This window comes from Conexibacter stalactiti, from assembly GCF_033542075.1.
Classification (GTDB): Bacteria; Actinomycetota; Thermoleophilia; order Solirubrobacterales; family Solirubrobacteraceae; genus Conexibacter; species Conexibacter stalactiti.
Genome location: NZ_JAWSTH010000002.1, coordinates 26,230 through 48,376 on the forward strand (window position 1 = coordinate 26,230; position 22,147 = coordinate 48,376).

At 70.5% G+C, this 22,147-nt stretch carries 18 protein-coding genes, 1 pseudogene and 1 CRISPR repeat array; of the genes and pseudogenes, 9 read left to right on the forward strand and 10 right to left on the reverse strand.

Annotation, left to right across the window (positions count from 1 at the left end):
• Nucleotides 1-28: 28 nt before the first annotated feature.
• From R7226_RS01390 to R7226_RS01405, 4 genes are read right to left on the reverse strand one after another with little or no spacing between them, the layout of a single operon-like run.
• On the reverse strand, nt 29-2,569 hold the full coding sequence (locus R7226_RS01390) for an ABC transporter permease (protein WP_318595231.1): 2,541 nt from the start codon (nt 2,567-2,569) through the stop codon (nt 29-31).
• Complete coding sequence (locus tag R7226_RS01395) at nt 2,569-3,222, reverse strand: ABC transporter ATP-binding protein (protein WP_318595232.1); 654 nt, start codon at nt 3,220-3,222, stop codon at nt 2,569-2,571. Before R7226_RS01395 ends, R7226_RS01390 begins: the two co-directional genes overlap by 1 nt.
• 50 nt (nt 3,223-3,272) lie before the next feature.
• Nucleotides 3,273-3,971, reverse strand: coding sequence for an ATP-binding cassette domain-containing protein (locus R7226_RS01400; protein ID WP_318595233.1), 699 nt, complete (start codon nt 3,969-3,971; stop codon nt 3,273-3,275).
• Nucleotides 3,968-4,498 carry a PadR family transcriptional regulator gene (locus R7226_RS01405; RefSeq protein ID WP_318595234.1) on the reverse strand — a complete coding sequence of 177 codons (531 nt, stop codon included), beginning with the start codon at nt 4,496-4,498 and terminating at the stop codon, nt 3,968-3,970. The genes R7226_RS01400 and R7226_RS01405 overlap by 4 nt, the downstream gene beginning before the upstream one ends.
• 601 nt (nt 4,499-5,099) lie before the next feature.
• On the opposite strand from R7226_RS01405, the gene R7226_RS01410 reads away from it, so the two are divergent.
• The 8 genes from R7226_RS01410 (at nt 5,100) to R7226_RS31640 (ending at nt 11,078) form a co-directional block, all read left to right on the forward strand.
• A complete protein-coding gene (locus tag R7226_RS01410) occupies nt 5,100-5,384 on the forward strand; it encodes a hypothetical protein (protein WP_318595235.1) in 285 nt (94 codons plus the stop codon).
• A gap of 486 nt (nt 5,385-5,870) precedes the next feature.
• Nucleotides 5,871-6,311: an autotransporter gene (locus R7226_RS01415; RefSeq protein ID WP_318595236.1), complete on the forward strand. Its 441-nt coding sequence runs from the start codon at nt 5,871-5,873 to the stop codon at nt 6,309-6,311.
• Between the two features lie 3 nt (nt 6,312-6,314).
• Complete coding sequence (locus R7226_RS01420; RefSeq protein ID WP_318595237.1) at nt 6,315-7,118, forward strand: hypothetical protein; 804 nt, start codon at nt 6,315-6,317, stop codon at nt 7,116-7,118.
• 641 nt (nt 7,119-7,759) lie between these two features.
• Complete coding sequence (locus R7226_RS01425; protein WP_318595238.1) at nt 7,760-8,443, forward strand: hypothetical protein; 684 nt, start codon at nt 7,760-7,762, stop codon at nt 8,441-8,443.
• Between the two features lie 114 nt (nt 8,444-8,557).
• A complete protein-coding gene (locus tag R7226_RS01430; RefSeq protein WP_318595239.1) occupies nt 8,558-9,718 on the forward strand; it encodes a hypothetical protein in 1,161 nt (386 codons plus the stop codon).
• Between the two features lie 486 nt (nt 9,719-10,204).
• Nucleotides 10,205-10,564, forward strand: coding sequence for a hypothetical protein (locus tag R7226_RS01435; RefSeq protein WP_318595240.1), 360 nt, complete (start codon nt 10,205-10,207; stop codon nt 10,562-10,564).
• 2 nt (nt 10,565-10,566) lie between these two features.
• Nucleotides 10,567-10,839, forward strand: coding sequence for a helix-turn-helix transcriptional regulator (locus R7226_RS01440; protein WP_318595241.1), 273 nt, complete (start codon nt 10,567-10,569; stop codon nt 10,837-10,839).
• 11 nt (nt 10,840-10,850) lie between these two features.
• Complete coding sequence (locus tag R7226_RS31640; protein WP_404827736.1) at nt 10,851-11,078, forward strand: ribbon-helix-helix domain-containing protein; 228 nt, start codon at nt 10,851-10,853, stop codon at nt 11,076-11,078.
• 25 nt (nt 11,079-11,103) lie between these two features.
• On the opposite strand, the gene R7226_RS01445 is transcribed toward R7226_RS31640, so the two are convergent.
• From R7226_RS01445 to cas1, 6 genes and pseudogenes are all read right to left on the reverse strand, one after another.
• Nucleotides 11,104-13,965: a replication-relaxation family protein gene (locus R7226_RS01445; RefSeq protein WP_318595242.1), complete on the reverse strand. Its 2,862-nt coding sequence runs from the start codon at nt 13,963-13,965 to the stop codon at nt 11,104-11,106.
• Entirely contained in the window at nt 13,965-15,416 is a 1,452-nt protein-coding gene (locus tag R7226_RS01450) for a hypothetical protein (protein ID WP_318595243.1), read from the reverse strand. The genes R7226_RS01445 and R7226_RS01450 overlap by 1 nt, the downstream gene beginning before the upstream one ends.
• A gap of 2 nt (nt 15,417-15,418) precedes the next feature.
• Entirely contained in the window at nt 15,419-15,979 is a 561-nt protein-coding gene (locus tag R7226_RS01455) for a hypothetical protein (protein WP_318595244.1), read from the reverse strand.
• Nucleotides 15,979-16,737 carry a hypothetical protein gene (locus R7226_RS01460; protein WP_318595245.1) on the reverse strand — a complete coding sequence of 253 codons (759 nt, stop codon included), beginning with the start codon at nt 16,735-16,737 and terminating at the stop codon, nt 15,979-15,981. Before R7226_RS01460 ends, R7226_RS01455 begins: the two co-directional genes overlap by 1 nt.
• A 508-nt stretch (nt 16,738-17,245) precedes the next feature.
• Nucleotides 17,246-18,220: direct repeats of the CRISPR family, unit length 36 nt; unit sequence GCTTCAACGGGGCCGCGGCCCGGAGGCCGCGGTGAG.
• Between the two features lie 91 nt (nt 18,221-18,311).
• Nucleotides 18,312-18,728, reverse strand: coding sequence for a CRISPR-associated endonuclease Cas2 (gene cas2 / locus R7226_RS01465; RefSeq protein WP_318595246.1), 417 nt, complete (start codon nt 18,726-18,728; stop codon nt 18,312-18,314).
• Between the two features lie 8 nt (nt 18,729-18,736).
• Nucleotides 18,737-19,803, reverse strand: a pseudogene (gene cas1 / locus R7226_RS01470) (CRISPR-associated endonuclease Cas1).
• A gap of 1,199 nt (nt 19,804-21,002) precedes the next feature.
• On the opposite strand from cas1, the gene cas7g reads away from it, so the two are divergent.
• Nucleotides 21,003-22,145, forward strand: a complete 1,143-nt coding sequence (gene cas7g, locus R7226_RS01480; protein WP_318595250.1) for a type I-G CRISPR-associated RAMP protein Csb1/Cas7g — start codon at nt 21,003-21,005, stop codon at nt 22,143-22,145.
• The last annotated feature ends 2 nt before the right edge of the window (nt 22,146-22,147 follow it).

Sequence of the window (22,147 nt, forward strand, 5' to 3'; positions counted from 1 at the left end):
GCGAGCGCTGCGGTGGCGCTCGTGCCGTTTACGTGTGCGGGTTGACGGCGAGCCGGGCTGGCGGGCGGATTGCGCGTTCGGCCGGGATCGCGGTCAGCACGAGCGCGACGAGGATCAGTGCCGCGCACGTGCCGACCGTGGACGGTATCGAGAGGCTGAAGGGCGCGGGGTATCCGGTCGTCAGTTGGAGCCAGCGGCCGAGCAGCCAGTGGCCGTAGGTGCCGGCGAGCGCGCCGGCGACGCAGCCGACGCCGAGGATCACCGTCGCTTCGATGAGCACGATCCGAAGTGCGAAGGTCGGTCGGAAGGCCTCGAAGCGACGGACTGCCCAGGTGCGGCGTCGCTGCCAGATCGTGGTGCTGAGCGCGGCGGCGAGCGCGAGCGCGGCGGCGGCCAGCAGGATCAGCGCGATCTGGCTCAGGCGCTGCAGGCCAGCGCGCGCGACGGCGTTGGCGTCGTCGGCGCGTTGCTGGCTGGTCTGGACGCGCAGCGCGGCGGCGGCGGTGGCGCCCAGCTCGCGCTTGATCGCGTCGACGACCTGCTGCGGGGCGACGCCGGGCTCAGGGTCGACCTCGATCGCGGTCGGGGTGCTGGTCTTCCAGGCGCGCTGGTAGTCGCGCTGGTTGAGGATGATCGCGCCCGGCCCCCAGCCGAGGTTCGTGGTGATGGCGGCGACTCGCCAGCTGCGAGAGCCGCTAGGTGTCGGCAGGGAGATGCTGTCGCCGAGGCCGACGTGCTCCTGGTCGGCGACGTGGCGTGAGACGGTGACCCAGCCGCCGGCGCGCAGCTGGTCGCTGGCGGTCTTCAGGTCGCCCTCGAGCAGTTGGCTGGGCGGGATCAGGACGCTGTCTCTGGGATCGCGCGCTTGGACCCAGACGCGGCGGTCGCCGAGGTCCGCGAAGCCGCCTTGGTAGGTCCGCACAGCGGCGACGCCGTCGACGTCGGCGAGCTGGGCGGGGTTGACGTTGATCGGCTGTACGGCGAGGTCGTCGCCGTGCTGCGTGATCCACACGGGGCTGGAGGAGATGAACTCGCGGTAGTCCTCGAACAGGCCGTGCAGCAGGTTGCGGTGCGCGCCCTCCATCGCGGTCACGCCGAAGATCGCGACCGCGGCGGTCGCGGCGAGTGCGAGTGAACGCAGCGAGGTGACGCGCAACTCGCGCACGGCTTCGGCGGCGGCGCTTGGCCGATCGCGCCGCGGCCAGCGCGCGATGATCGTTAGCGTGAGCGCGAAGAGGGCCGGGAGCGCGAGCAGCGCAGCGGTGACGAGGCCGGCGACGGCGAGGATCGTGAGCTGAGGCGCGGTTTGGGCGAGCGCGAGGCAGAGCGCGATCAGGACCGCGGAGACGACAGCCGCGCGGCGGCGGGTTGCGGGCTCGATCGTCTGGCCAGGCTCCTCGTCAGCATCGTGGAGGCGCACCGCGCTGCGGCGCAGGTCCAGCAGCGGCTGGGCGCCGGCGATCAAGCTCAGCGCGACGCCGGCCAGCAGCGCCCCGATCACGGTCGTCGACGTGACGTGCTGGCCGCGGCCCAGGGGCCATGCGAAGGCGAGGTAGCCGGGTGGCTCGTGTGCTGAGGTGTGCAGCAGCAGCAGCCCGAGCGCGATGCCGGCAGCGCCGGCGATCAGTCCGAGCACCAGCGACGGGAACAGGACGATCTGCGCGATCTTCCCGCGAGGGGTGCCGTCGGTGATGCAGTCGGCGACCAGGCGGCGCCGTTCAGGGATCGTCAGCAGCACCGCGGTGTAGGCGAGCAGCAGGCCGACGAGCACGCCGATCCCGGCGAAGAGGCTCGTTGCCTGGTCGTTGGGCAGGCTCGCCTGACGCAGCAGTGCCAGTTCGTCGTCGAGGGTGCCGATGTCCATTGTCTCGCCGGCGAGCTGCTGCAGCCGCTGGCGTACGGCCTCTTCCTGGCCGGGCGCGGTCTTGACCAGGACGCGCGTGACGCGTCCTGGCAGGCCGGCCCAGATTTGCGCGCGGTCCAGCGGAGCGCCGGCAATGTTGCCGGCGGCCAACGGGCCGATGACGGCTTCGCCGACCACGTCGCTGACGGTCGTTGGCCACGCGAGGCCGCGCGCTTCGACGACGAGTCGACTGTCGCGCGCGCTCGCGCCCGCGGGAAGGTCGAGCTGCTCTGCGACGACGCTTGGGAGGAGCAGCTGGGGAAGCGAGATCAGCCCAACCAGCAGTGGCGTGGAGGCGATCCCGTTCAGGTTGCCGAGCGAGCGATCCATTCCGACCAGCTCGACGCCGACGCGGCGGTCGCCGTGCGCGAGTGTCACGCGCTGTTCGAGCAGCGGTGCAGCAGTCGCGACGCCGGGCGTCTCTCGGACGGCTGCGACGATGCGCTCGTCGACGCCGTCGGTGGTGCGGGCGGTCATCTGCAGCTGTGAGTCGCCGGCGATTCCGGTCAGGATCTCGCGCGCGCCGGCGGTGATCGAGCTGTTGCTGACGATCACGGCGAAGATGAGCGCGACGCCCGCGGCGATGCCGGCGCCGGCGAGCAGGTCGTGCGGCCAGAAGCCGGTCAGCCGCCATCGCAGGTAGCGCAGCAGCGAGTCGGGGCGCATCATCGCGCGCCGCGCTCCGGTCGGGCAGCCGCGACCGCGGTCGTCTGCAGCCGGCCGTCGGTGAGCGTCAGGCAGCGGTCGGCGATCGCCGCGGCCGCGGGATCGTGGGTGACCATCAGCACCGCACGACGGTGCTCGTGAGCTTCCTGCCGCAGGCGATCGAGCACCAGCGCGCCGTGCTCGGTATCGAGGTTCGCGGTCGGCTCGTCGGCGAGCAGGAGGTCAGGCGAGTTGACCAGCGCGCGCGAAAGCGCGACTCGGCGCCGCTCGCCTCCGGAGAGCTTCTGCGGCGGGTGGTGCAGCCGTGCGCCAAGGCCCAGCTCGACGAGCACCTGTTTGGCGGCGCGTCGCGCGTGCGAGGGACGGGCGCCGTTGCCGACCAGGCGGGACTCGACGTTACCAACGGCATCGACGCCGCGCTGAAGCGGCGGATCCTGGAAGAGCATCCCGAGCGTCTCGCGCCGGAACAGCTCTCGCTCGCGACGGCTCAGGGCCGCGAGGTCTCGGCCGTCCCAGCTGACAGTCCCGCGGGTCGGCGCCTCGATGCCGCTGGCCAGCCACAGGATGGTGCTCTTGCCCGCCCCGCTTGGACCGAGCAGCGCCACAAGCTCGCCGCGTCGGACAGTCAAGGTGACGTCGTTGAGGGCGTGCACGATGCCGTCACCGTCACGGAGGTCGTGGCCGACGTCGTACAGTCGCAGCGTCATCGGCGTTGCTCGCCGGGGAACGGCACGACTCTCGCTGGAGCCTGCGGGCCGGGGCCGTGCACGACGCCGTCCTCGAGCGTGAGGTGCCGCCATCGACCGAACCCGCTGACGGAGTCAGTTGTCGCGAGCACGGCGATCCCGTCCTCGCGCGCGAGCGATCGCAGCAGCGCGACGATGTCATCGCGCTCCTCACCGTTGAGCCCGACCGTCGGCTCGTCGACCAGCAGCAGCCGGGGACGGCACATGAGCGCCCGCGCAATCCCGACCCGCATCCGCTCGCCGTGGTCGAGCGTTTGCCCGCGGCCAGGTTCGCCGGCGAGCTTGACGCCATCGACGCGTCTGAGCAACGCGAACGCTTCTTCCTCCGCCCGCCGCGGGCTTACGAACGCGGTCCGCGGATGGGCGACCTGATCGAGGATCGTCGAGCCCATCGCCCGCGAGAACTCGGTACGCACCAGCGCCAGCCCGTCACTGCGGCCGCGCGCTTCATCGACGCTTGGGAAGCCCGCGAAGCGGATCGAGCCGGCGTCCGGCTCGATCAGGCCCGCAGCGACCTGCAGCAACGTCGACTTGCCGGATCTGCGGCCCGCTCGTATCACGACAAGGTCCTGCTCCTCGACCTGCAAGGAGGCGTCGCTCAGCAGCTCGCGGCGGCCGCGACGGACACAGACGCCATTGAGCGTCAGCAGGCTCACCGTCGCCGCGCCGCCTCCCGGCGCAGCCGGCTGCGCGCGTCACTGATCCAGTCCAGCTGCGCGTCGATCAACCGCGCGTCGAAGTCCGTCGTCAGCCGCCGCTGCAGCGACACGTTCTCGCCCAGCTCCGGCAGATCGCTGGCGGCCTGACGCAGATGCTCGGCGTACGCGTCGAGTATTCCCTCAGCCGACGCTAGATCGTCAGGGCGAGCGGCCAGGAGGCGCACCTTCGCGTCAACTGCCGCACGCGCACCATCCAGCGGCGAGGCGAGCCATTCGCGCCAGCGCTCGACGCCCGCCGCGGTCGCGCGGTACCAGCCACCGACGGCCGTTCCACCGGATCTCGTCCCCGGCAACGGCCGGGTGGCCTCGACGAGCCCTTCGTCAGCGAGCGCTCTCAGCACCGGATACACGTGCCGCGCCTTGGCACCGATGACACCACCGAATCTGACCGTCATCGCCGACCCCACGCCGTAGGCGTGCCCCGGCTCCTCGATTACGCTGGCCAGCACTGCCGCGCGCACCATCGATGCCTCACTGCGGTCCCGTTTTCGTTGCGCCCCAGCCACGCCCTCTCCGTTCCCCTGAAAAGCTGCCCCTTACCGCCGCAAACCTATGTCACCGATCGAGCGATTGCAACCGGGAAACCGCCCGCCACCATTGGGATTGCGCTCTCACTGTTCCCAATGGGAATTCCGAATGGGACTAGTTTTCGGCGTGTTCGGGTGCGAGCTTTCCTGCCATGACGAGCCGCTGCAACACGACCAACGAAACGATGGTTGGCCGCTCCCCCCAGCGGTACGTGCGGCTCGTCGCGGCGCATCCCGGGTTGCGATTCCCCGGGACGTGGTCCGGCCGGCGGTCGAAGGAGGGCCTTCGTGTCGTCCGGCACGCCGCTGTCTCTCCTCCGGTACCCCTCCGGAGGACGGAGACGGCCGCCGCACCGGGTGCTCGCCCTGCGCGCTACGTTCCCGCCGCGTGCTGGGCGAGCGCCTGCCTTTCCCCACGCAGCTCACAGCTCCGCCGGCGGTCCCCGGTTTCCCCCATCGGAAGGCCGTCGGCGGGGAAGGCCCCCGCGTCCGCTCCCACCGCGTGCTGAGGAGCACCCGCCAGCACTCCGATCGTGGCGTGATCGTCATCCCGGCAAGCCGACGCAGCGACGCTGTGCTGGGAGAACGCCTCTCGATTGAGCAGATCGTGCGCGAACAGCTTGCGCTCGCGCTGCGCCGCAGTGGCTACGACGTCTCTGGAATCCGGCAGACGCTCGACGACCGGCCCTCGATCGGCAGCAGCTGGTGGGCCATCGCGACACTCGTCTCCCGCCACCAGCTCTGGATCGTGTGCGAGCTTCGAAGGTCACTGCTGCGATCGGTAGTGAGCTGGCGCCTGGTCACCCAGCCGCCGGCGCGATGACTGCGACCACCCCGCTCGTGTGCAGCAGTCGATCGCCTGCCGCTTCCAGCAGCGCACATCACGCCGTCCCTGCGTCAGTTCACGCGCACCTGCCGGGCCCCGGGGTGGGCATCTATGACTGACGGTCCGACCGCGCGCCGCCGGCGGCCGGGAGAGATGCACTACCTCCCTTTCACGCGGCAGCTCGATCTCGATGCCTGGCGAGCGATTCGTCGAGCGCTGCGCGACTTCGACGAGACCTGCGATGCGCTCGAAGAGGACGCGCACGCCCGCGCGGCCCGCAACCCAAAACGCCCACTCATACGGGGCGCCGTGCACACCATCGGATACTCGGAGCTGCGCGCGCCCGGCAAGAGCCACGCCGACCTCCGCCTGCCCGCGACCAGCAACGCTGCCCGCCGCTCCGACAGATACGGCACCCGCTGACACTGATCCCGCTACCGTTCGCCCGCAGGGGCGGCACCCAGTCGAGAAAGGGGAACACCGATGCCACGCACGCTGTTGACGCTCGTCCTGCTTGCGGCGATGAGCGCCGCGACGCTCGCACCCGCTGCGAGCGCGAAGACGATCACCGTCGCCGAGAAGGCGACCCTTAGGATCGAGCAGGACGGCACTACGCTGACCGGCAGAGGTACTGCGACCGGCACGCTGCCAGGCCGTGTCACTGCCGACGTCAAGGCCGTCGGACTCGGCGTCGGAGGCACCGTCAAGCTCTACCCTCGCGGTGGCGGGTCGCTGACGATCAACGTCGCCGCCAACATCGTCTCTCGCGCCCGCGGCACCGACACCCTGAAGGGCAACATGGCCGTCCGCAGCGGCACCGGCACCTACGACGACGCCGTCGGCGCCGGCCCCGTCACCGCGACGATCAACCGCCGCACGATGATCGCGACCGTCACCGTCACCGACATCCGCCTCACCTACTAGCCCGTGCGCAGCTCCGCCCGCGTCGCCGCGCTGGCCCTCACCGCCGCAGTGGGCTGCACGGCGATCGCCGCCGTCCACGTGGCGGCGCGCCCCGCGGTCCGTGTCACGGCCGCGCTCGACAGAACCGCGAGACTCGGCGGCGGCTCCGCGCTCCGTGTCGGCATGAGCGTCGATACGCGCCAGCGCCGCGCGGCACTGCGCAGCGTCCAGATCCGCTACGACGCTCATCTCGGCGTCACCACCAGCGGGCTCGGCATCGACGCCTGCCGCCGGCCCGCTGCCGCCTACGACGCGATCGTCCTGCCCGGCGACCCGATCGGACGCTCGGGCTGTCCGGTCAACTCGCTCATGGCGACCGGCACCGTCCGCGGCGAGATCCGCCTCGACCCGGAGGCCACGCCGATTCCGGAGAACGCGACGATCGCCATCTACGCTGGCGCAATCGTCGACGACCGCCTCCAGATCGACGCGCAGGTCGACGGCCTCAACCCGATCGGCGCGCGCCTGGTCTACGCCGGCGAGCTGATTCCCGCCCGGCCTCCGTGGGGCGGCACGCTCCAACTCGCGTTGCCGCCCCTGCCGCCGAGATGGGGCGCCGAGATCACACTCGCCGATGTCGACCTCTCGATCGGCGCCAGCACGATCGTCTACCGCGACCCCGTGACAGGCCGCCGCTACCGGCCCGAGGGTGTCCAGATCCCCTCACGCTGCCCCCGCGGCGGATTCCGCGTGCAGACGACGCTCACCTTCGCCGACGGCCTCAGCGACCGCATTAGCGTCGCGATTCGCTGCCCCCGCGTCCGCTGACGCCGGCGCGCGGCGGCCCGCCGACCAACTCGACCGCGCGAATCTCTGCTGTCTCGATCTCGCCGCCGGCTGGCCTACCGGCGCCAGATCGGATGTCCGTCCGTTTGTCCGCTCGTCAGGTGTGAGGGGTCGATTAGGCGCTTTACGTGTGATACACGTGTTTTCTTTACCGGTGAGTGCACTGAAGTGAATCACGAAGCCCGTCAGCGCTGGCGATCGCGCTCGCCTCTGCTCAGCAGTGGGCTGCAGTGGTCCTGTGACAGCTCACGCTTGCGCTCGTCAGGTTCCTTACAAAGAGCTGATTAGTCGAGCGTCGTCGCTCCAGATCTGGCACTGTTCGTGTCGCCGGCACTTCTAATTGAACGGAGCTTGGCCAGCTCCGGTCGTGTCAAATCCCCCGAAGGAGAGATATGAGACCGCTTGGTCAAGCGCGCCGCTGGCTGGTTGGGGCCGTGGGCGCACTGCTGGTCGTCGGCTGCCTCGCTGCGGCGTCGGGTACCGCGTCGGCGGGCTACTACTGCAACATCGCTGTGGCGCCGATGAGCCAGTGCGCGAGCAGCTCGGGTGTCGGCAGATTCACGAACAACATAGCTCAGTATATAGGCGCTGGGACGGTGTCGGTCTGCCAGAAGGAGACGGCGGTGCCTCCGTACGCCCACCAGCTCTCGCGCACGTGTGGGAACAACATCGCGGTCGGCTACCACTCCGACGGGTGGTCGGGGCTCGGCCACTACGAGGAGAACTTCGTCGGGAACAACTCCGGATACACACACACGATTCTCGGCGGCGGCGACATCTACTGGGGCTTCGCGCGTCAGGCAAGATCGTCGAGCAGCAGCCTCGCCGAGGTCACCGGCACGACGATCGCCGCGGAGGACGCGCCCGCTGCTGCGCGTGCGCGGCTCGGCGTCCTGCGCGAGGAGCCGACCGCGGGCCGCGTCGCGACGCTCGCGTTGCCCAGCGACCAGATCTCGCTGCGCTCGACGACCAAGGGGATCTGCCTCGACGCGGCGCAGGTCGGCGGCGAGATCACGTGCCAGGACTACGAGCGAACCATCAACGGCGAGCTGCTGGCCGCGTCGATCTGCGGCCCCGACCAGCCGGACGCGTCGGTCGTGCTCTACGGCGTTGCGCCTGACGGCGTCAGCAGCGTCGAGGTGCAGACGGCCGAGGGCGCGCCGGTCGGCACCGCGGCGGTGACGAGCAACACCTTCCGTCTTCAGCTCTCCACAAACGACGCGGCCGCGGCCGAACGGTTGCAGCACGTGGGTGGCCACGGGGCGGTGCTCTCGCTCGGTGTGATCCCCGAGGACCTCGCCTGCTGAGCGGCGCCTGAGCAGACCCAGCACGCGGAGCGGCGGCGGGCTTGCCTGCCGCCGCTCCACACGTCGGTCTGGCGCTACGCTGAATCACGGGGCAACACGGATGGGAGACAGTTGATGAGACGTTTTCAGGGGACGGTGGCGGCGATCGCCACGCTGGCGGCCGCCGGTGCCGTAGCAGGTGCCGCAGCCGGGGAGACACCAGTACCGATCGGAGCGCCGATCGATCAGCCGAACAGATTCGCCACGATCGAGCGCGGCACCTACAAGGTCATCCCGCTGCGCGTCGACGATCCCGCTGGCGGCCTGCCGTGGGGAATGGCGACCTATCTCGCCCGTGACAAGTACAACCCGCGCACGCAGCTGCTCTGCACCGAGTTCGGGCGCCTGCAGGCCGGGCAGCTCGGCATGCTCACCACCACGGGCGAGTTCCGGCCGATCACCCCCGGCGGCAGTCCCCAGGTCAGCTGCGGCGGTATCGCCGCTCGCTTCGGTGAGCGCGCCAGCGGCGACGTGCTGGCGGCGACCCCGACGATCCTCGGCAGCCAGTGCAGCCCCGCGACTGCCAGCTGCGACCTCAGAGCCGCCTTCCGCACGATCATCGGAATCTCGCTCGGCCGCGGCATCCTCAACGCCTCGATCAGCGACCCACCCGACGGACGCTGGAAGCCGCTCCAACAGGCCAACGACGGCGTCTTCCTCGCCGTTCGCCCCGGCCTCTTCACCGACGCCACGACCCCGTCGATACGCGTGCAGGCCACCACCTGCGGGCCCGACGCGCGTCCCGACCTGAGCGCCCGCGGCACGCCCAGCGGCAGATGCGCTACCACCATCTACATCCCCGGCGGCCCCCGGCCCGCAGCTGAGACCAGAGCATCCAGACGCGCTCGCAGAGCCCGCAGCCTGCACGCGCCGATCCGCATCATCCAGCGGCCGGGCACGGCCAGCAACAGCCGCATCGCGGCCCGCGTGAAGCTGCCGATTACCGTCACCACCGCCACCGAGGGCTACGCCTACCGGCTCCACGGGCCGGCCGGGCGCGACTGCGCCTCGCTGCGGACCGAAGACACCAGCATCGACGCGATCTCCAGCTACCTGATGGTCGCCGGCACCACCTACTCGCTCCCGATCCTCCCGCTCAACCTCAAGCGCGGCGTCTGGTGCGAGGGCCGGTACCGCCTGACCGTCCTCTTCACGCAGCGGTTCAAGGGCAGACGCCTCCGCATCGTCACCAAGCCAGTCGCCAGCGCCACCTTCACCATCCCGCCGCCGCGTTGAACGCGCCCGGGGCGGTGACATTGCGTGGCGCAGCGTTAGCGGCTCGGGTCGGCGCTTTTGGCCGACGGCCGCAAGCCCGCAACGCCGCCTCGCACGCAGATGGGTCGGGAGCCCGATTTGCACCGTACCCGACCCAGCGCGCTACGCCAGCTCCCGCACCGCCACAAACCGATACCCGGACGCGGGACGGTGTTCAACCCGCCCAAGTTGTGAACCCTGCCACCGCGAGGGGCACCGATACGAAACCGTTACGTTGGACACGGCAACTCAACGTATGGTGTGAACTGAACTGAAAATTGTGGGGCCCGGAGGTGCGCTAACACCCCCGGAGCCCCGTGCACAGGAGAAAGTGGGTCTCCCATGCGCGCAAAGCGTATCCAAGGTGCGCGGCGACGTCTGCGCACCAACACCGGCTGTGGGCCATGTCATCGCGGCGCTCAGCTTGAGGTCGCGGCGGTTCAGCAGGACTTGCTTCGGAAGGCGGCCGTGGCCGTCCTCGGCGATGTCGACGTCGTGGCCGCAGCATTTCGACGAGGCGACTGGCGAACGGCACGGCAATTGCGCTGGCGGCGCGAATGCCTCTTCCGACTGCTCGATGATCTCGGCTGGTCGCCCAGCAACAGCTCGGAGGGCACGGCGCTCACGATGCCGCCCGAGGAACTCGCGACGGCGGCATCCGAGATCACCAGCTACGTCGGCGAGATGATCGTCGTGCATCATGCCGAGCCTGCGGTCGATCTCGATAGCGATGAGCTCGAGCGTCTTTACGCGACCCGAGCCGCTTGCCGAGTGCTCCGTCGGCAGGTGCTTGGGCGGCAGGTTCGCGTTGCCACGGTGGGGTGGTAGCCGTGGCGGCGAAGAAGCAGTCCGACGAGCATGTCGTGTTCGGGAGAGCCGTGAAGGAGTTCCGCGCACGTCGCGACCTGTCGCAGGAGCAATTCGGCCGGCAGGCGAGCCTTCATCGCAACTACGTCGGCGCGATCGAGCGAGGCGAGATCAATCCGACGTTGCGAGTCATGCTCAAGATCGCGAGGGGTCTCGAAGCGCCGCTGAGCGAGCTGATCGTCCTCTTCGAGGCACGACGTGACGAGGCGGTCCCCGAACTCCGGCGGCGGACGTGAGCCCAACTCTCATGCACACGACAACCGTGCGCTTCGACCCCGAGACGTGGGAGCGACTGAAGCAGACTTCTGGGCGTCTCGGGATCGCGAGTGCCGAGTACATCCGAACGGCGACGATTCAACGGCTCGAGCGGGGCGAGTACGAGCCGCGTCTTGCGAGGCTCGAAGAGCGCGTCGAGCGGATCGCCAGGGTCGTCGACCGGTGGGTGCGGCGTCTGTCTGAGTCGGCGCGACGCTAACGACGACGGCGCGGCATGTCGGCTGCTAGACCGAGCGGCGTCCCGCCGCTGCAACGCTCTCGGGAAGGAGAGTGACCAGCGTCGCCTCGAAGCTCTCGTCGCCGAGCTGCTCGCGCAGCCGGCGGGGAAGAGGCGGCAGCTGAAGCGCCCGCAGCGAACCGTGATGGAGGTCGCCTTCGGTGGCGAAGAAGGTGTGGGCGCGGCCGGCGAAATACCACTCGTGTTCAGGACGGCCGAGCGGGCCGACGCTGCCGGTCATGGCCTTGTCGGCCTCCTGCATCAGCGCGAGGGTCGCGCGCGGCGAGGGCGACGCGAAGACGACGATCGGCCGGGAGCCGAGCCGGCGATAGCGTGGGCAGGCGAGGCTCCAGCCAGTGAGGAAGGCGTCGTATCGGGCCAGCTTGTCGCGGTTGTATGCGGGCCGCTCGGTCAGGTCGAGCTCGAGCAGGAGGTCGAAGCGCAGCTCGTAGCGGCGACCAGGTCGGGGGCTTGGATCGCTCACGACGTGGAGTTCGATGGCGAGGTCGGCGACGATCTCCTCGAGCTGCTGCGGGACGTTGCTGAAACCATGGCCGGCGCCGAGCGCGACGTCGCTCGGACGCAGCGGGCGGCGGTTGCGCCCGTCGCCGACGCGCGGCGGCGTGAAGCGGGCGGTGTGGTAGCGGGAGGTCCGCCAGTTGTCGGTGCACCAGGCAGGGATCGTGTTGTGGAGTGCCTGCATCCAGTTGACGACGTGGAGGTCGTGCCGAACGCGAGCACCTTCTCTGGCTTCGCTCGGCCGGTAGTGTCGGCGATTGGCGATCACCGGGGGCAGCCCGTCGGGCGGCTCCTGGCCCAGCTTGAAGCCTCTGGCGGTCAGGCACCAGAGCGGCGGACTTGATCGTCTCGACTGCGAGCGCAAGCGGGTCGGGACGCGTTGCAGCAGCCCCGCGCGCTCGAGGCGGGCGAGTGCTTTCTGGACCCCGCGCTCGCCGACCCCGGCTGGCCACGCTGAGCGGCGCAGCTGCGAGGTGGTCATGAGGCCGAAGCGGTCGAGCAGCTTCAGCACGCGCAGCTGCTGCTCGCTGAGACGATCGAGCACGACGCTCGTTCTCGGACTCGCCGGGGGCAGCAGCTCGGAGATCTGGTCGATGACGCCGAGCTCGGCGTAGCTTTCGGGTGTCGGGCCGTCGGGAGCCGGGGCCGTGGCGTCCTTGGCGGTTTTGCCGACGAGTCCGAGAACCGGAGAGTCCATCGCTTCGCAGCCGTCATCGGCGTCGTCGGAGTCCCACAACTCCGGTTGCAGCGCTGAAGCCGTGCGCCGAGGCGGAGCTGAGTCAGATCTCGCCGGACGCGGTTCGGGCGTCTCGGCGGGAGCCGGTTCGTCTTGGCTCGGACTCGACGTCGGCATCGCCCGATCGGCTTGCCGGTTCTGTTCAGTCTGGTCGCGCCGGCCGTCGCGCTTGGAGGTCGAGGACCGCCTGTCGGTGGTGGAATTCCGCTTATAGGTGGAGCCCATCTCGGCCGGGTAGGCGCCGCAGCGGTTGACGAGTCGTTGGTAGTGGTGGCGGGTCCAGCCGAGGCTGCCGGTCGGGATCGGGTAGGTGCGGCCGATGAAGGCGGGCGCGCGCTGGCCGTCGATGATCCAGCTGGCGAGGAAGTACCAGCGCAGAAGGTTGAGCAACGTCTCGGGGGTCGCGCGCGTGCGAGCGCGTGACTCCGGATCGCTGCGGAAGAGCGAGTCGTAGACGGCCATCGCGATCCGCGTCGCGGCTTCGGCGTCGTCGGGGTCGCCGAGGCGGAAGATGCAGCGCGACTGGCAGAGGTTGAGGATGCCCTTGCGGATCTTCTCGCTGCGCGCGCCGGACTCGGCGGAGAGCAGCTGCGCGAAGAACTGGTGGGCGAGCGTGACGTCGAGGCCGGCGGCGCGGTGGGTGGCGAGCATGTCGACGGTCAGCTCGTTGATGACGTAGTGGCACTCCTCGAGGTGCAGCGCGACGCGGGCGCGCGCGGGCGCGTCGACGTGGATCTGGTGCTGCATGTGGGTGTGCAGCATGCGCAGGAGGAAGTGCATGCAGGCGATCGAGTTCTCCTCGCCGATGCCGGGCCGCTGCTCGGTGCCGCCCATGGCGGCGTCGACGATCAGGATGTCGCGGTTCTCGATGATCCGGCTGAGCGGCATGTCGACGGGGTGGTTGAAGAAGCGTCGCAGCGGCGGGACGGAGACGATGCCGCCGACCTTGTTGCGCGGCGCCTTCATCTGCTGGCGGGTGACTGAGCTGGCGCCGTCGATCATGTCGGGGATCTCGCGGCCCCAGAACTCGTGCGTCTGGTCGAGGTCGGGGATGTGCGCGGTCGCGGCTACGACGGCGTCGCGCAGGTCGGCGCGGTAGGGGAGGAGGAGGCCGTAGATGTCTTCCCAGCGCGGGCGGGTGTCGGCGGCGCTGGCGATCGCGAGCGCGCCGATCGTCGCGTGGTAGAGCAGGTCGCGCGAGGCTTGGAAGATCTGGCCCTCGTTGACGTCGAGCAGCGAGTTGACGACGTTGTCCGCGACGCCGGCGACGGCGGCGGCGAGCCGGTGCGGGTTGCGCATCGTCTCGGCCGGCAGTGTCAGCGGCGACATGCCGAAGCGCGGGTAGGCGAGGTCGAGGAACCAGACGGTCTTGCCGCAGTCGGGCGGCACGAGCGCCAGCGCGCGGCGCGCGACCTCGCTCTTGGGGTCGATCATGATCACCGCGGCGTTCGGGTCGCGCACGTCGTTGAGGAACGAGCGCAGCAGGAAGCTTGTCTTCCCTGACCCCTGTCCGCCGACGATCAGCGTGCCCTGCGGCCGGTCGGCCGGCCGCTGCACGACTTCGGCGTTGGAGGCGCGCCCGGTCGGCATCAGCTCCCGCGGCCGCGCCGGCATCAGCTCGTCTCCTCGACGCCGGCACCCTGCTCGGGGCTGATCGTCTCGGGATCGAAGGCATCGTTGTCGACCGGCGGCTCGTCGAGCGCGCCGGCGGCGCGCAGCGCTTCGGGCGGTGCCGGGATGCGCGGCAGCATCAGCCGGCGGACCGGGACGCCGCGCATGCGAGCGGTCGGCAGCTCGATCAGCGTCGCGATCTCGGCGCTGGAGAGCAGGGCGCGGAGCCCGACCGCCGGCGTCGCGGGCAGCAGCGGCGGCTCGCTGGCGACGAACCGGTCGCGGGTCCGGTTCGGCCGCAGGTCGAAGATCCGGCGGTGGAGCCGGTTGGCGCCGCGCAGCGCCTGGACGGTCGCGGTGACGGCGCGGCAGGTCTCGGCGTCGTCGCTGGCGATCGTCAGCTCGAACCAGCACAGGGAGCGGTTCTGGGTCCGCTCGACCTCTTCGAGCTCGCGTCGCCGTTGCGGCGCGCGCAGCCCGGCATCGGGCGCGCCCCACTGCTCCGCGCGGGCGGAGCGGTTCGCCTCTCCGCGCGCGAGCGAGGCGGCGAGCCGCTCGACCGCATGCAGCGTCGGCACCAGCGTCAGCCGCACGACGCTCGGCTGCGCCGCCGCAACCTGCGCCTGCGCGATCAGCTCGACCAGCGGCGCCGCCGGCCCCGACGAGCCGCGGCTGGTGGCGCGCTCGCGGCCGAGCGCGAAGACGAACGAGCGGTGCTTCCGCAGCCGCTCGACGTACGCCGGCCGCCAGGCAGACCCGTCGAGGGGCTGCGGGTCCGCGACGAAGTCGTAGCCGATCCGCACCGCCGGATAGGCGGCGGCAAGCGCGGCGTCGAGCTGCCGCACGACGCGCGGCTGACAGACGACGCACATCGTCCACTCCAACTCACCGTCGCCGGCGGCGTCGTAACGCAGCTCGAAGGCCAGCCACGGCTGTCCCTCGCGCCAGCGCACGTCGGCGCGCTCGCGCACCAGGCCGACGATCGCCTCAACCGCCTCCTCGAGATCCTCAGGCGCGCACTCGTCGTGAGCGGAAAGCCGGATCTCGTAACGCTCGTAGGTACGCGCGCCCCGGTTACGAACCCGCCGCCGCACCGTCCGCACGACGATCGCGATCGCCACGAGCGTGCCGAGCAACGTGCCCGCTGCCGTCGCGATCCCCAGCAATTCGACGACGCTGCGCTCACCGAGCCAATCGATCGGTCCGTCCGCGTCGTCGTGAGAACGCCCTGGGACCTCGGGTCGAAGCATCTGAGGTGACGTCGCAGGGCGCCGTCTTGCGCGCGCTCCCGGTCGTGCGGGTGCAGGCGTCGTGCGCGTGACGCCGCCGGTCGTCGTCGACGGCGCCTCCGGCAGCGACGGCGCCGTGAGCAACGCCACGCCGACAGCGAAGCCGGCGGCCGCCATCGCGAGGAAGACGAGGCCGATCGCGAGCTTGACGTTCGGGACCGGCATGATCAGAAGACGACGAAGACTTCGAGAAGCGCGGCGACCGCCAGGAGCAGCCCGCCGCCGGCGGCGAGCGTGAGCCAGACTCGGCGGTCGACCGGACCGCGCCGGGCCATCAGATAGAGCGCGAGCCCGCAGGAGAACGCCGCCAGCTCAACAGGACCGTGCGGCAAGGTCGCCAGCAACATTCGCTCGCGATATGCGGCCAAGCCGATCCCGACGGTGAGGAGGTTGCGCGCGACGCCGAGCACCAGGACGACATCGCAGAGCGCCCGCGTCGCCTTCCAGCCCCAACCGCGCTCGACCGGCTGGCTGGCGCCAGCCAGCCACGGCGAGTTGACGGCCAGCGCCGCTCCGATCGCGGCGAGCAGGATCCGTCCGTTGTGCAGCAGGATCGACCCAACCTCGCCCACGCTCGGGACCAGCCTCGGGAACGGAACGTCTCGCCAGGCGGAGACGTCGTCGCCGAATGCGACCCCCGCGCCGACCGCCACCGCCAGGACGACGGCCGTGATCGCGGCGTAGGTGGCCACCACGATGCGCAGCACGGCAGGCGGCAGGCCGGGCATCAGCGCAGCATTCCCGCGAACGCGTCAAGCGCGATGGTAGTCCGGGCGAGTCGCTCATCCAGCGGCAACTCGAACATCGCGGGCACGTGCGGAACGAGCACGACGTCGCAGTCGCGCTGCTGCGCGAGCGACGTCCACCTCGTCGCCGGCACCGGGGCGCCGGCCGCCTCGTGACGGACCGCCAGCAGCTCGCGCCCGACCACCGGCAGCTCGAGTGCCTCGAAGATCGCCTCCGCCCGCGCGGCGCCAAGGTCCGTGTCGGGCACCGACCAGACGACATGCGTCGCCCGCCGGAGCGCAACCAGGTCGGCGGCCGCCGTCAGCGAACTGCAATCCACCACGGTCAGCCCATGGGCGACCTTCGCGTCATCGAAGATCATCTCCAGCGCCGACTCTCCAACCTCGCGCTCGAACTGGGCGCCGCCCGCGATCAGGCGCAGTCCGTCGCCGACGACCTCGAAGGGCTCCTCCGCCGCGTGGTCGCCGCTCTCGAGCTGGCGGGCCAGGTCGACGAGCGAACGACGGGAGCCGCCGCCGGCGAGGACGTTCAGCGTCGCCGTCGGCCCACCGGTCTCGACGAGCAAGACCGGGACCGAGCTCTCCGCGGCCGCGGCCGCGGCGAGCAGGAGCGCGATCGTGCTCGTGCCCGCCCCGCCGCACAGGCCGGCAACGGCGACCAGCGGGCCATCCGGGCGACTGAACGCCAGCGGCGGCGTTGGCGAACTCGGCGGCTCATCGTGTCGAAGTGGAAGCGCCATCCCGCCGGATGGTCAAACCTGGCTGCGATGACGAGCCCGCCACCACAGCCGGGTCAGTCGGCAGCAACAGCCACGTACTACGCCTTCCGGAGCTGTTCCCTATCGTCGCGCACGCAACCAGCCATGGGCCGAGAGGAGCTGCAGCAGCTCAACTCGGAGCACCGTCGGGCCGAGGTGACACTCCCGCTTCCTGAGATGTGGAAGCTCCAACGGAGCCCTGGCGCGGAGGCGGCACCGAGACGTGGCCCGGAGGCCGCGGTGAGCGCACGCCTGAGGTCTGACTGCTCATCCCTGAGGGGCTTCAACGGGGCCGCGGCCCGGAGGCCGCGGTGAGCGTCACCCAGCCGCCGAACAGCGCGTCGCCGCCGTATTCGCTTCAACGGGGCCGCGGTGAGCGTACAGCGCCCTTGGCCAGTGGGTCCTCGCGCGTGTCGTGCTTCAACGGGGCCGCGGCCCGGAGGGCCGCGGTGAGGTCGGACAACGCGCTCATCAACGGGTGGCGGGCGTTGCTTCAACGGGGCCGCGGCCCGGAGGCCGCGGTGAGCCGGGAATCGCACCTGGTTGGTGGCGACGGGGACACGGCGGCTTCAACTGGGCCGCGGCCCGGAGGCCGCGGTGAGACTTCCAGGATCTCGTCGACCTGCTGCGTCAGGTTGCTTCAACGGGGCCGCGGCCCGGAGGCCGCGGTGAGGCGCCACCAACGCGCAGCCGGGCATGCCGGTCTGGCTTCAACGGGGCCGCGGCCCGGAGGCCGCGGTGAGGCTCTTCGGTCTGATCCTCTGGCACTGGGCGTTCGCGCTTCAACGGGGCCGCGGCCCGGAGGCCGCGGTGAGACGGTCGCGCGGTCGCACGCGCGCTGTGGGCGCAGGCGCTTCAACGGGGCCGTGGCCCGGAGGCCGCGGTGAGTTCCGAATCCCCCGACGGCTACTTGCACCGCGCTTCAACGGGGCCGCGGCCCGGAGGCCGCGGTGAGCGGATCCATGCCGGTCACAGCGGCGTATCGCTGGATGCTTCAACGGGGCCGCGGCCCGGAGGCCGCGGTGAGTCGCGCTCGCCGACGACGGCCGCTACGACCGGGCTGCGGCGCTTCAACGGGGCCGCGGCCCGGAGGCCGCGGTGAGCGCCCTGCTCGATCACAACGATCTCGCCATCAACCATCCGGCTTCAACGGGGCCGCGGCCCGGAGGCCGCGGTGAGTGGAGGCCGGCGACGTGGAGGCCGTAGCCCCGGCCGCTTCAACGGGGCCGCGGCCCGGAGGCCGCGGTGAGACGCGCCGCGTCGAACTTGTTGTGACATCTGCGGCACTGCTTCAACGGGGCCGCGGCCCGGAGGCCGCGGTGAGTCTATCGAGCGCCTTGGAGACGTCGAGGCTCTTCGGGCTTCAACGGGGCCGCGGCCCGGAGGCCGCGGTGAGAGGGGTCGACGAGGTCGTGTCCCTCCAGCTCGGGCTTCAACGGGGCCGCGGCCCGGAGGCCGCGGTGAGGGCTCGCGAAATCCTAGCCGTATTTGCAGGGGATTTGCGGGCCTTTGCGAGAGGTGTCACTTGCAGCGGTGTGTCGGGTAGCGATGCGCGGCTATGGCAGCTGCGGAAGGCTTCGTTTGCAGGGGGAATAGGTGGTGCGAGCGCTCCCCGGGTAAAAGGACCGCACCCCGACCGCTCGCGCGGGGTCGCACGGGTGCGGCGGATCACCAGATCGCCGGATCGTCGGATCGTCGGTGGGGAGGTCTCTGCGGCGGCCGATGAACTCGATGCACTCGACGCCGCGGGTGGCGGGCGGGCCGAGGTCGAAGATGCTGACGCTGTCCTCGGTCGTCTTCATCGCCTCGTGCAACTGACCTTTGAGCCGCGACAACTCCACACGAGTGAGATCGCAGACGAAGAGCGAGTATTGCAGCGGCTCGCCGAAGTCCTTCGCCAGGCGATGCACCCGGCGGAGCCGCCGCGGCTCGCGGATGTCGTAGGCGAGCAGGTAGCGGGTCCGGTCGGCCACCGCACGCCCTATCGAGTTGTCAAGGAACGGTAGGGAGGAGCGCTGCCCACCAGCACGGCAGCCAGCAGCCGGGCTTGGGTCTCCAGCGCCCGACGGTAGCTGGTCCGGTAGCCGAACAGGGGATGTCTCAGCTCGGTTCTCACGCGGCGCTCGTAGGCGGCGATCACCTTCCGCCGCCCGGCCGTTGTCAACGCGACACCGGCCGCGCGGGTGACGAAGTCGCCGCCGCTCACCTCGCCGTTGTTGATGAGCATCAGAACCGTTGAGTCTCCGACAAGCGGACGCATCTCCTCGATCAAGTCGAGCGCCAACGCGGGGCGGCCGAAGCCGGAGCGGTGGTAGAGGCCGATGTAGGGATCGAGTCCCGCCGCCAGCAGCGCGGTCACCGCATCCTTGACGAGCATCGCGTAGACGAATGACAGCAGCGCGTTCACCGGATCGCGCGGCGGGCGGCGGTTGCGCTCCTCGAACGCGAAGGTCGCGGCTTCCCGACCGCGCAGCAGTCCGCCGAACCGCTCGAAGTAGAGCCGCGCCCCGGTACCTTCGATTCCCAGCAGTGACGCCGGGTCCCGCTCCTCCTCAGCCGTTCTTGCCAGCCGGCCGATCTGCGCGACGGCGTCGCGTGCCCCGGTACCGCCGTGCCGGCGCAGCAACGTCCGCTGGTTGCGCAGCTTGCCGGCGACGAACGCCGATGCGAACTCGCCGGCGCCGATCGCCGCCGCCCGGTGCTGTCGCATCCGGACCAGCACGGTCTTCGATGGCATGCCGCTCGCGAAGCCGCTCAACCAGCCGCCCATCGTCAGCCACAGGACGGGATCCCGGCGTCGAAGCAGGCGCGCAGCAAGGCACTCCCCACGTCGACGTTGCCGAAGACCGCGACGTGCGAGACATCGAGCAGGCGACGAGAGGCGACCTCCTCGCCGTCCTCGATCGCCACCACGCGGCCGCCGCGCTTGGTCACCCGGCTACCGGGCTTGGAGGCGTAGAGCGGCTGCGCGGGCGAGTCGGCGGCGCGACGAGCCGGCACGGGCCCGGAGGGCCGCGGGGAGCGGTCGGCCGCCGGCATCCGTGACATGCAGGAGGCGCTGCTTCAACGGGGCCGCGGCCCGGAGGCCGCGGTGAGAACGCATGACGACCGAACAGTGGATCGACTGGCTGCTTCAACGGAGCCGCGGCCCGGAGGGCGCTATGAGGGGACCAGAACTGCGGCACCTCGACGCCGTGCTGCTCGCTTCAACGGAGCCGCCGTCCGGAGGTCACGGTGAGGCGACGCCCTCGCGGTAGAGGACGAGCGCGTGGTGGCTTCAACGGAGCCGCGGCTTGGAGGCCGCGGTGAGGAGCGTCGAGAAGATGATTCTCGCGCCGCCCTCGTTGCTTCAACGAAGCACGGAGGCCGCGGTGAGGTCGCGCGCATCGACCCGTACGACAAGGCGCACCTGCTTCAACGGAGCCGCGGCTCGGAGGCGGCGGCGAGCGACGCGACGTGGATCAGCTCGCGTATGTCCCGGGGGCTTCAACGGAGCCGCGGCCCCGGAGGCCGCGGTGCGAATTATCTTCTGATGACCGGCCTTGGGGCGAACGCGCTTCAACGGAGCCACGGCCCGGAGGCCGCGGTGAGCCGTCACCTGGATGGAGCCGCGGCCGGCGCCGTCATGCTTCAACGGAGCCCGCGGCCCGGAGGCCGCGGTGAGGATTCCAATCTCGATGTCGTTCAGCGTGGCCTGGAGCGACTTCAACGGAGCTGCGGCCCGGAGGGTCACGGTGAAAGGCTGCGCAGGAGTCTGGCGGGTTCGCCGAAGTCTTTCGCCACGTGATGCACCCGCGCAGCCGCCCCGGCTCGCGGATGTCGTAGGCGAGCAGGTAGCAGGTCCGGTCGCCACCGCGCTCGCCTTATCGAGTTGTCAAGGAGCGAAGGCCGGGGCGCTGCTGACCAGTACTGCAGCCAGCGATCGGGCCTGGGCTTCCAGCGTCTGACGGTAGCTGGCCCTGTTGTTGTGGGTTGGGGTTGCGGCGGCGGAAGCGATGTCGTACGGTATCGGAAACGATACCGTTTACTGATGCAGGTAGGCGCCCAAGGACACCTACCTATGACGTGAATGGTCTGTTCAAACCAGCACCGGGCCTCTGTGGCGCGGCCTCGTTGAAGCACGTCGTTGGTTGGCGTTGTTGGTCGTGCGCGCACGGTCCACCGGGCGGTCGCTCGGCTCCGTCGAAGGACGTAGAACGCAACGGGCGCCTGCTGGCGGCCGATGAAACCGAACCAGGAGGTGTCGTATGACTGTGGACTTGTTGTCAGCGCTGCGTGACGGGCTTTCCGATGAGCCATCGGCGACTCGTCCCGCTGGGATCGAGGTCCGGCAGGATCTCGAACCTGCCGGCGGGCTGCCGGTCCAGCCGCCCTCGTACGAGGGGCGGTTGGAGATCCACGATCGCTACATCGACGGGGAGCCGTGCAGAACGATCGAGCTGGACAGCGTCGGCTCGGCGGCGAACCGGCTCGAGGAGGTGTTGCTCGCCCTCCATCGCGCCGGACGCTACCCGCTGCCGGTGTCGAGCACGACCGTGGAGCCGAGTGACGGCGAAGCGATCACCATCACAACCCTTGAGATGCCCCATCGGTCTTTTGACGCGTGGCTGCGGCTGAGTGAGCCCGTGGGCGGCGGCGGCCGATTCGATGCCAGCGAGCGAGGTCTGGAGCTGTCGTTGGCGCATGCCGCGGCGCTCGATCCGCTGTTGGAGACCTCGTCGCACGACCTTCTGTTCGGCGTCTGGGACTCCCAAAAGAAGGGACCGCACGGTCAGGTGCGGATCGGGCGTGCGCTGACCAGCAGCCTGATCGGGCTGAAGCCGATCGAGCAGGCGCAGTTCGCTGCGCGCAGAGATCCGCTCAACCTCGGTGAGGCGAGTGATCTGCCCAGAGGTGCGAGACGGCTCTCCGAGCAGGGGCTCAGCTCGATCCCGCCGCAGCAGCAGATCCCCTACGACCACGAGCCGGCAAGAACGGCCGGGAAGATACCCGTCGGCTTCCGCGGCGGCGTCGTGATCACCGAGGCGCGCTACCTCGGCTTCCTGTCCTTCGCGGCGCTGCGCCGGCTCAGCTTCGCCCATTACGACAACACGGAGACGCGCGTCCTGCTCGCGGCGCTTGGGCTCTACGCGCTGACGCTGCGCGGGGCCGCTGGCTGGGACTTGCGTGCCCGTTGCGCGCTCGTCCCGCGCGCCGAGATGTGCTTCGACCTGGTCGGCGCCGACGGCAGACGGGAGCGGTTCGCGCTCGCTCCCGACGCCGCGCGTTCGCTGTTGGACGACGCGGTCGCCCGCGTCGGGGTCGCTGATCGCAGCGTCCACCTCAGAGCGGGTGCGATGCTGAACGGCCTGGTAGACAACGCGGTCGCCGCGAGCGCGAAGGCTGGGTGAGC

Excerpts from the sequence above, each read along its gene's own strand:
- R7226_RS01390 (WP_318595231.1), bottom strand. The coding sequence starts at position 2,569 with ATGCGCCCCGACTCGCTGCTGCGCTACCTGCGATGGCGGCTGACCGGC.
- R7226_RS01405 (WP_318595234.1), bottom strand. The coding sequence starts at position 4,498 with ATGGTGCGCGCGGCAGTGCTGGCCAGCGTAATCGAGGAGCCGGGGCAC.
- R7226_RS01415 (WP_318595236.1), top strand. The coding sequence starts at position 5,871 with ATGCCACGCACGCTGTTGACGCTCGTCCTGCTTGCGGCGATGAGCGCC.
- R7226_RS01430 (WP_318595239.1), top strand. The coding sequence starts at position 8,558 with ATGAGACGTTTTCAGGGGACGGTGGCGGCGATCGCCACGCTGGCGGCC.
- R7226_RS31640 (WP_404827736.1), top strand. The coding sequence starts at position 10,851 with ATGCACACGACAACCGTGCGCTTCGACCCCGAGACGTGGGAGCGACTG.
- R7226_RS01445 (WP_318595242.1), bottom strand. The coding sequence starts at position 13,965 with ATGCCGGCGCGGCCGCGGGAGCTGATGCCGACCGGGCGCGCCTCCAAC.
- R7226_RS01450 (WP_318595243.1), bottom strand. The coding sequence starts at position 15,416 with ATGCCGGTCCCGAACGTCAAGCTCGCGATCGGCCTCGTCTTCCTCGCG.
- R7226_RS01455 (WP_318595244.1), bottom strand. The coding sequence starts at position 15,979 with ATGCCCGGCCTGCCGCCTGCCGTGCTGCGCATCGTGGTGGCCACCTAC.
- R7226_RS01460 (WP_318595245.1), bottom strand. The coding sequence starts at position 16,737 with ATGGCGCTTCCACTTCGACACGATGAGCCGCCGAGTTCGCCAACGCCG.
- cas7g (WP_318595250.1), top strand. The coding sequence starts at position 21,003 with ATGACTGTGGACTTGTTGTCAGCGCTGCGTGACGGGCTTTCCGATGAG.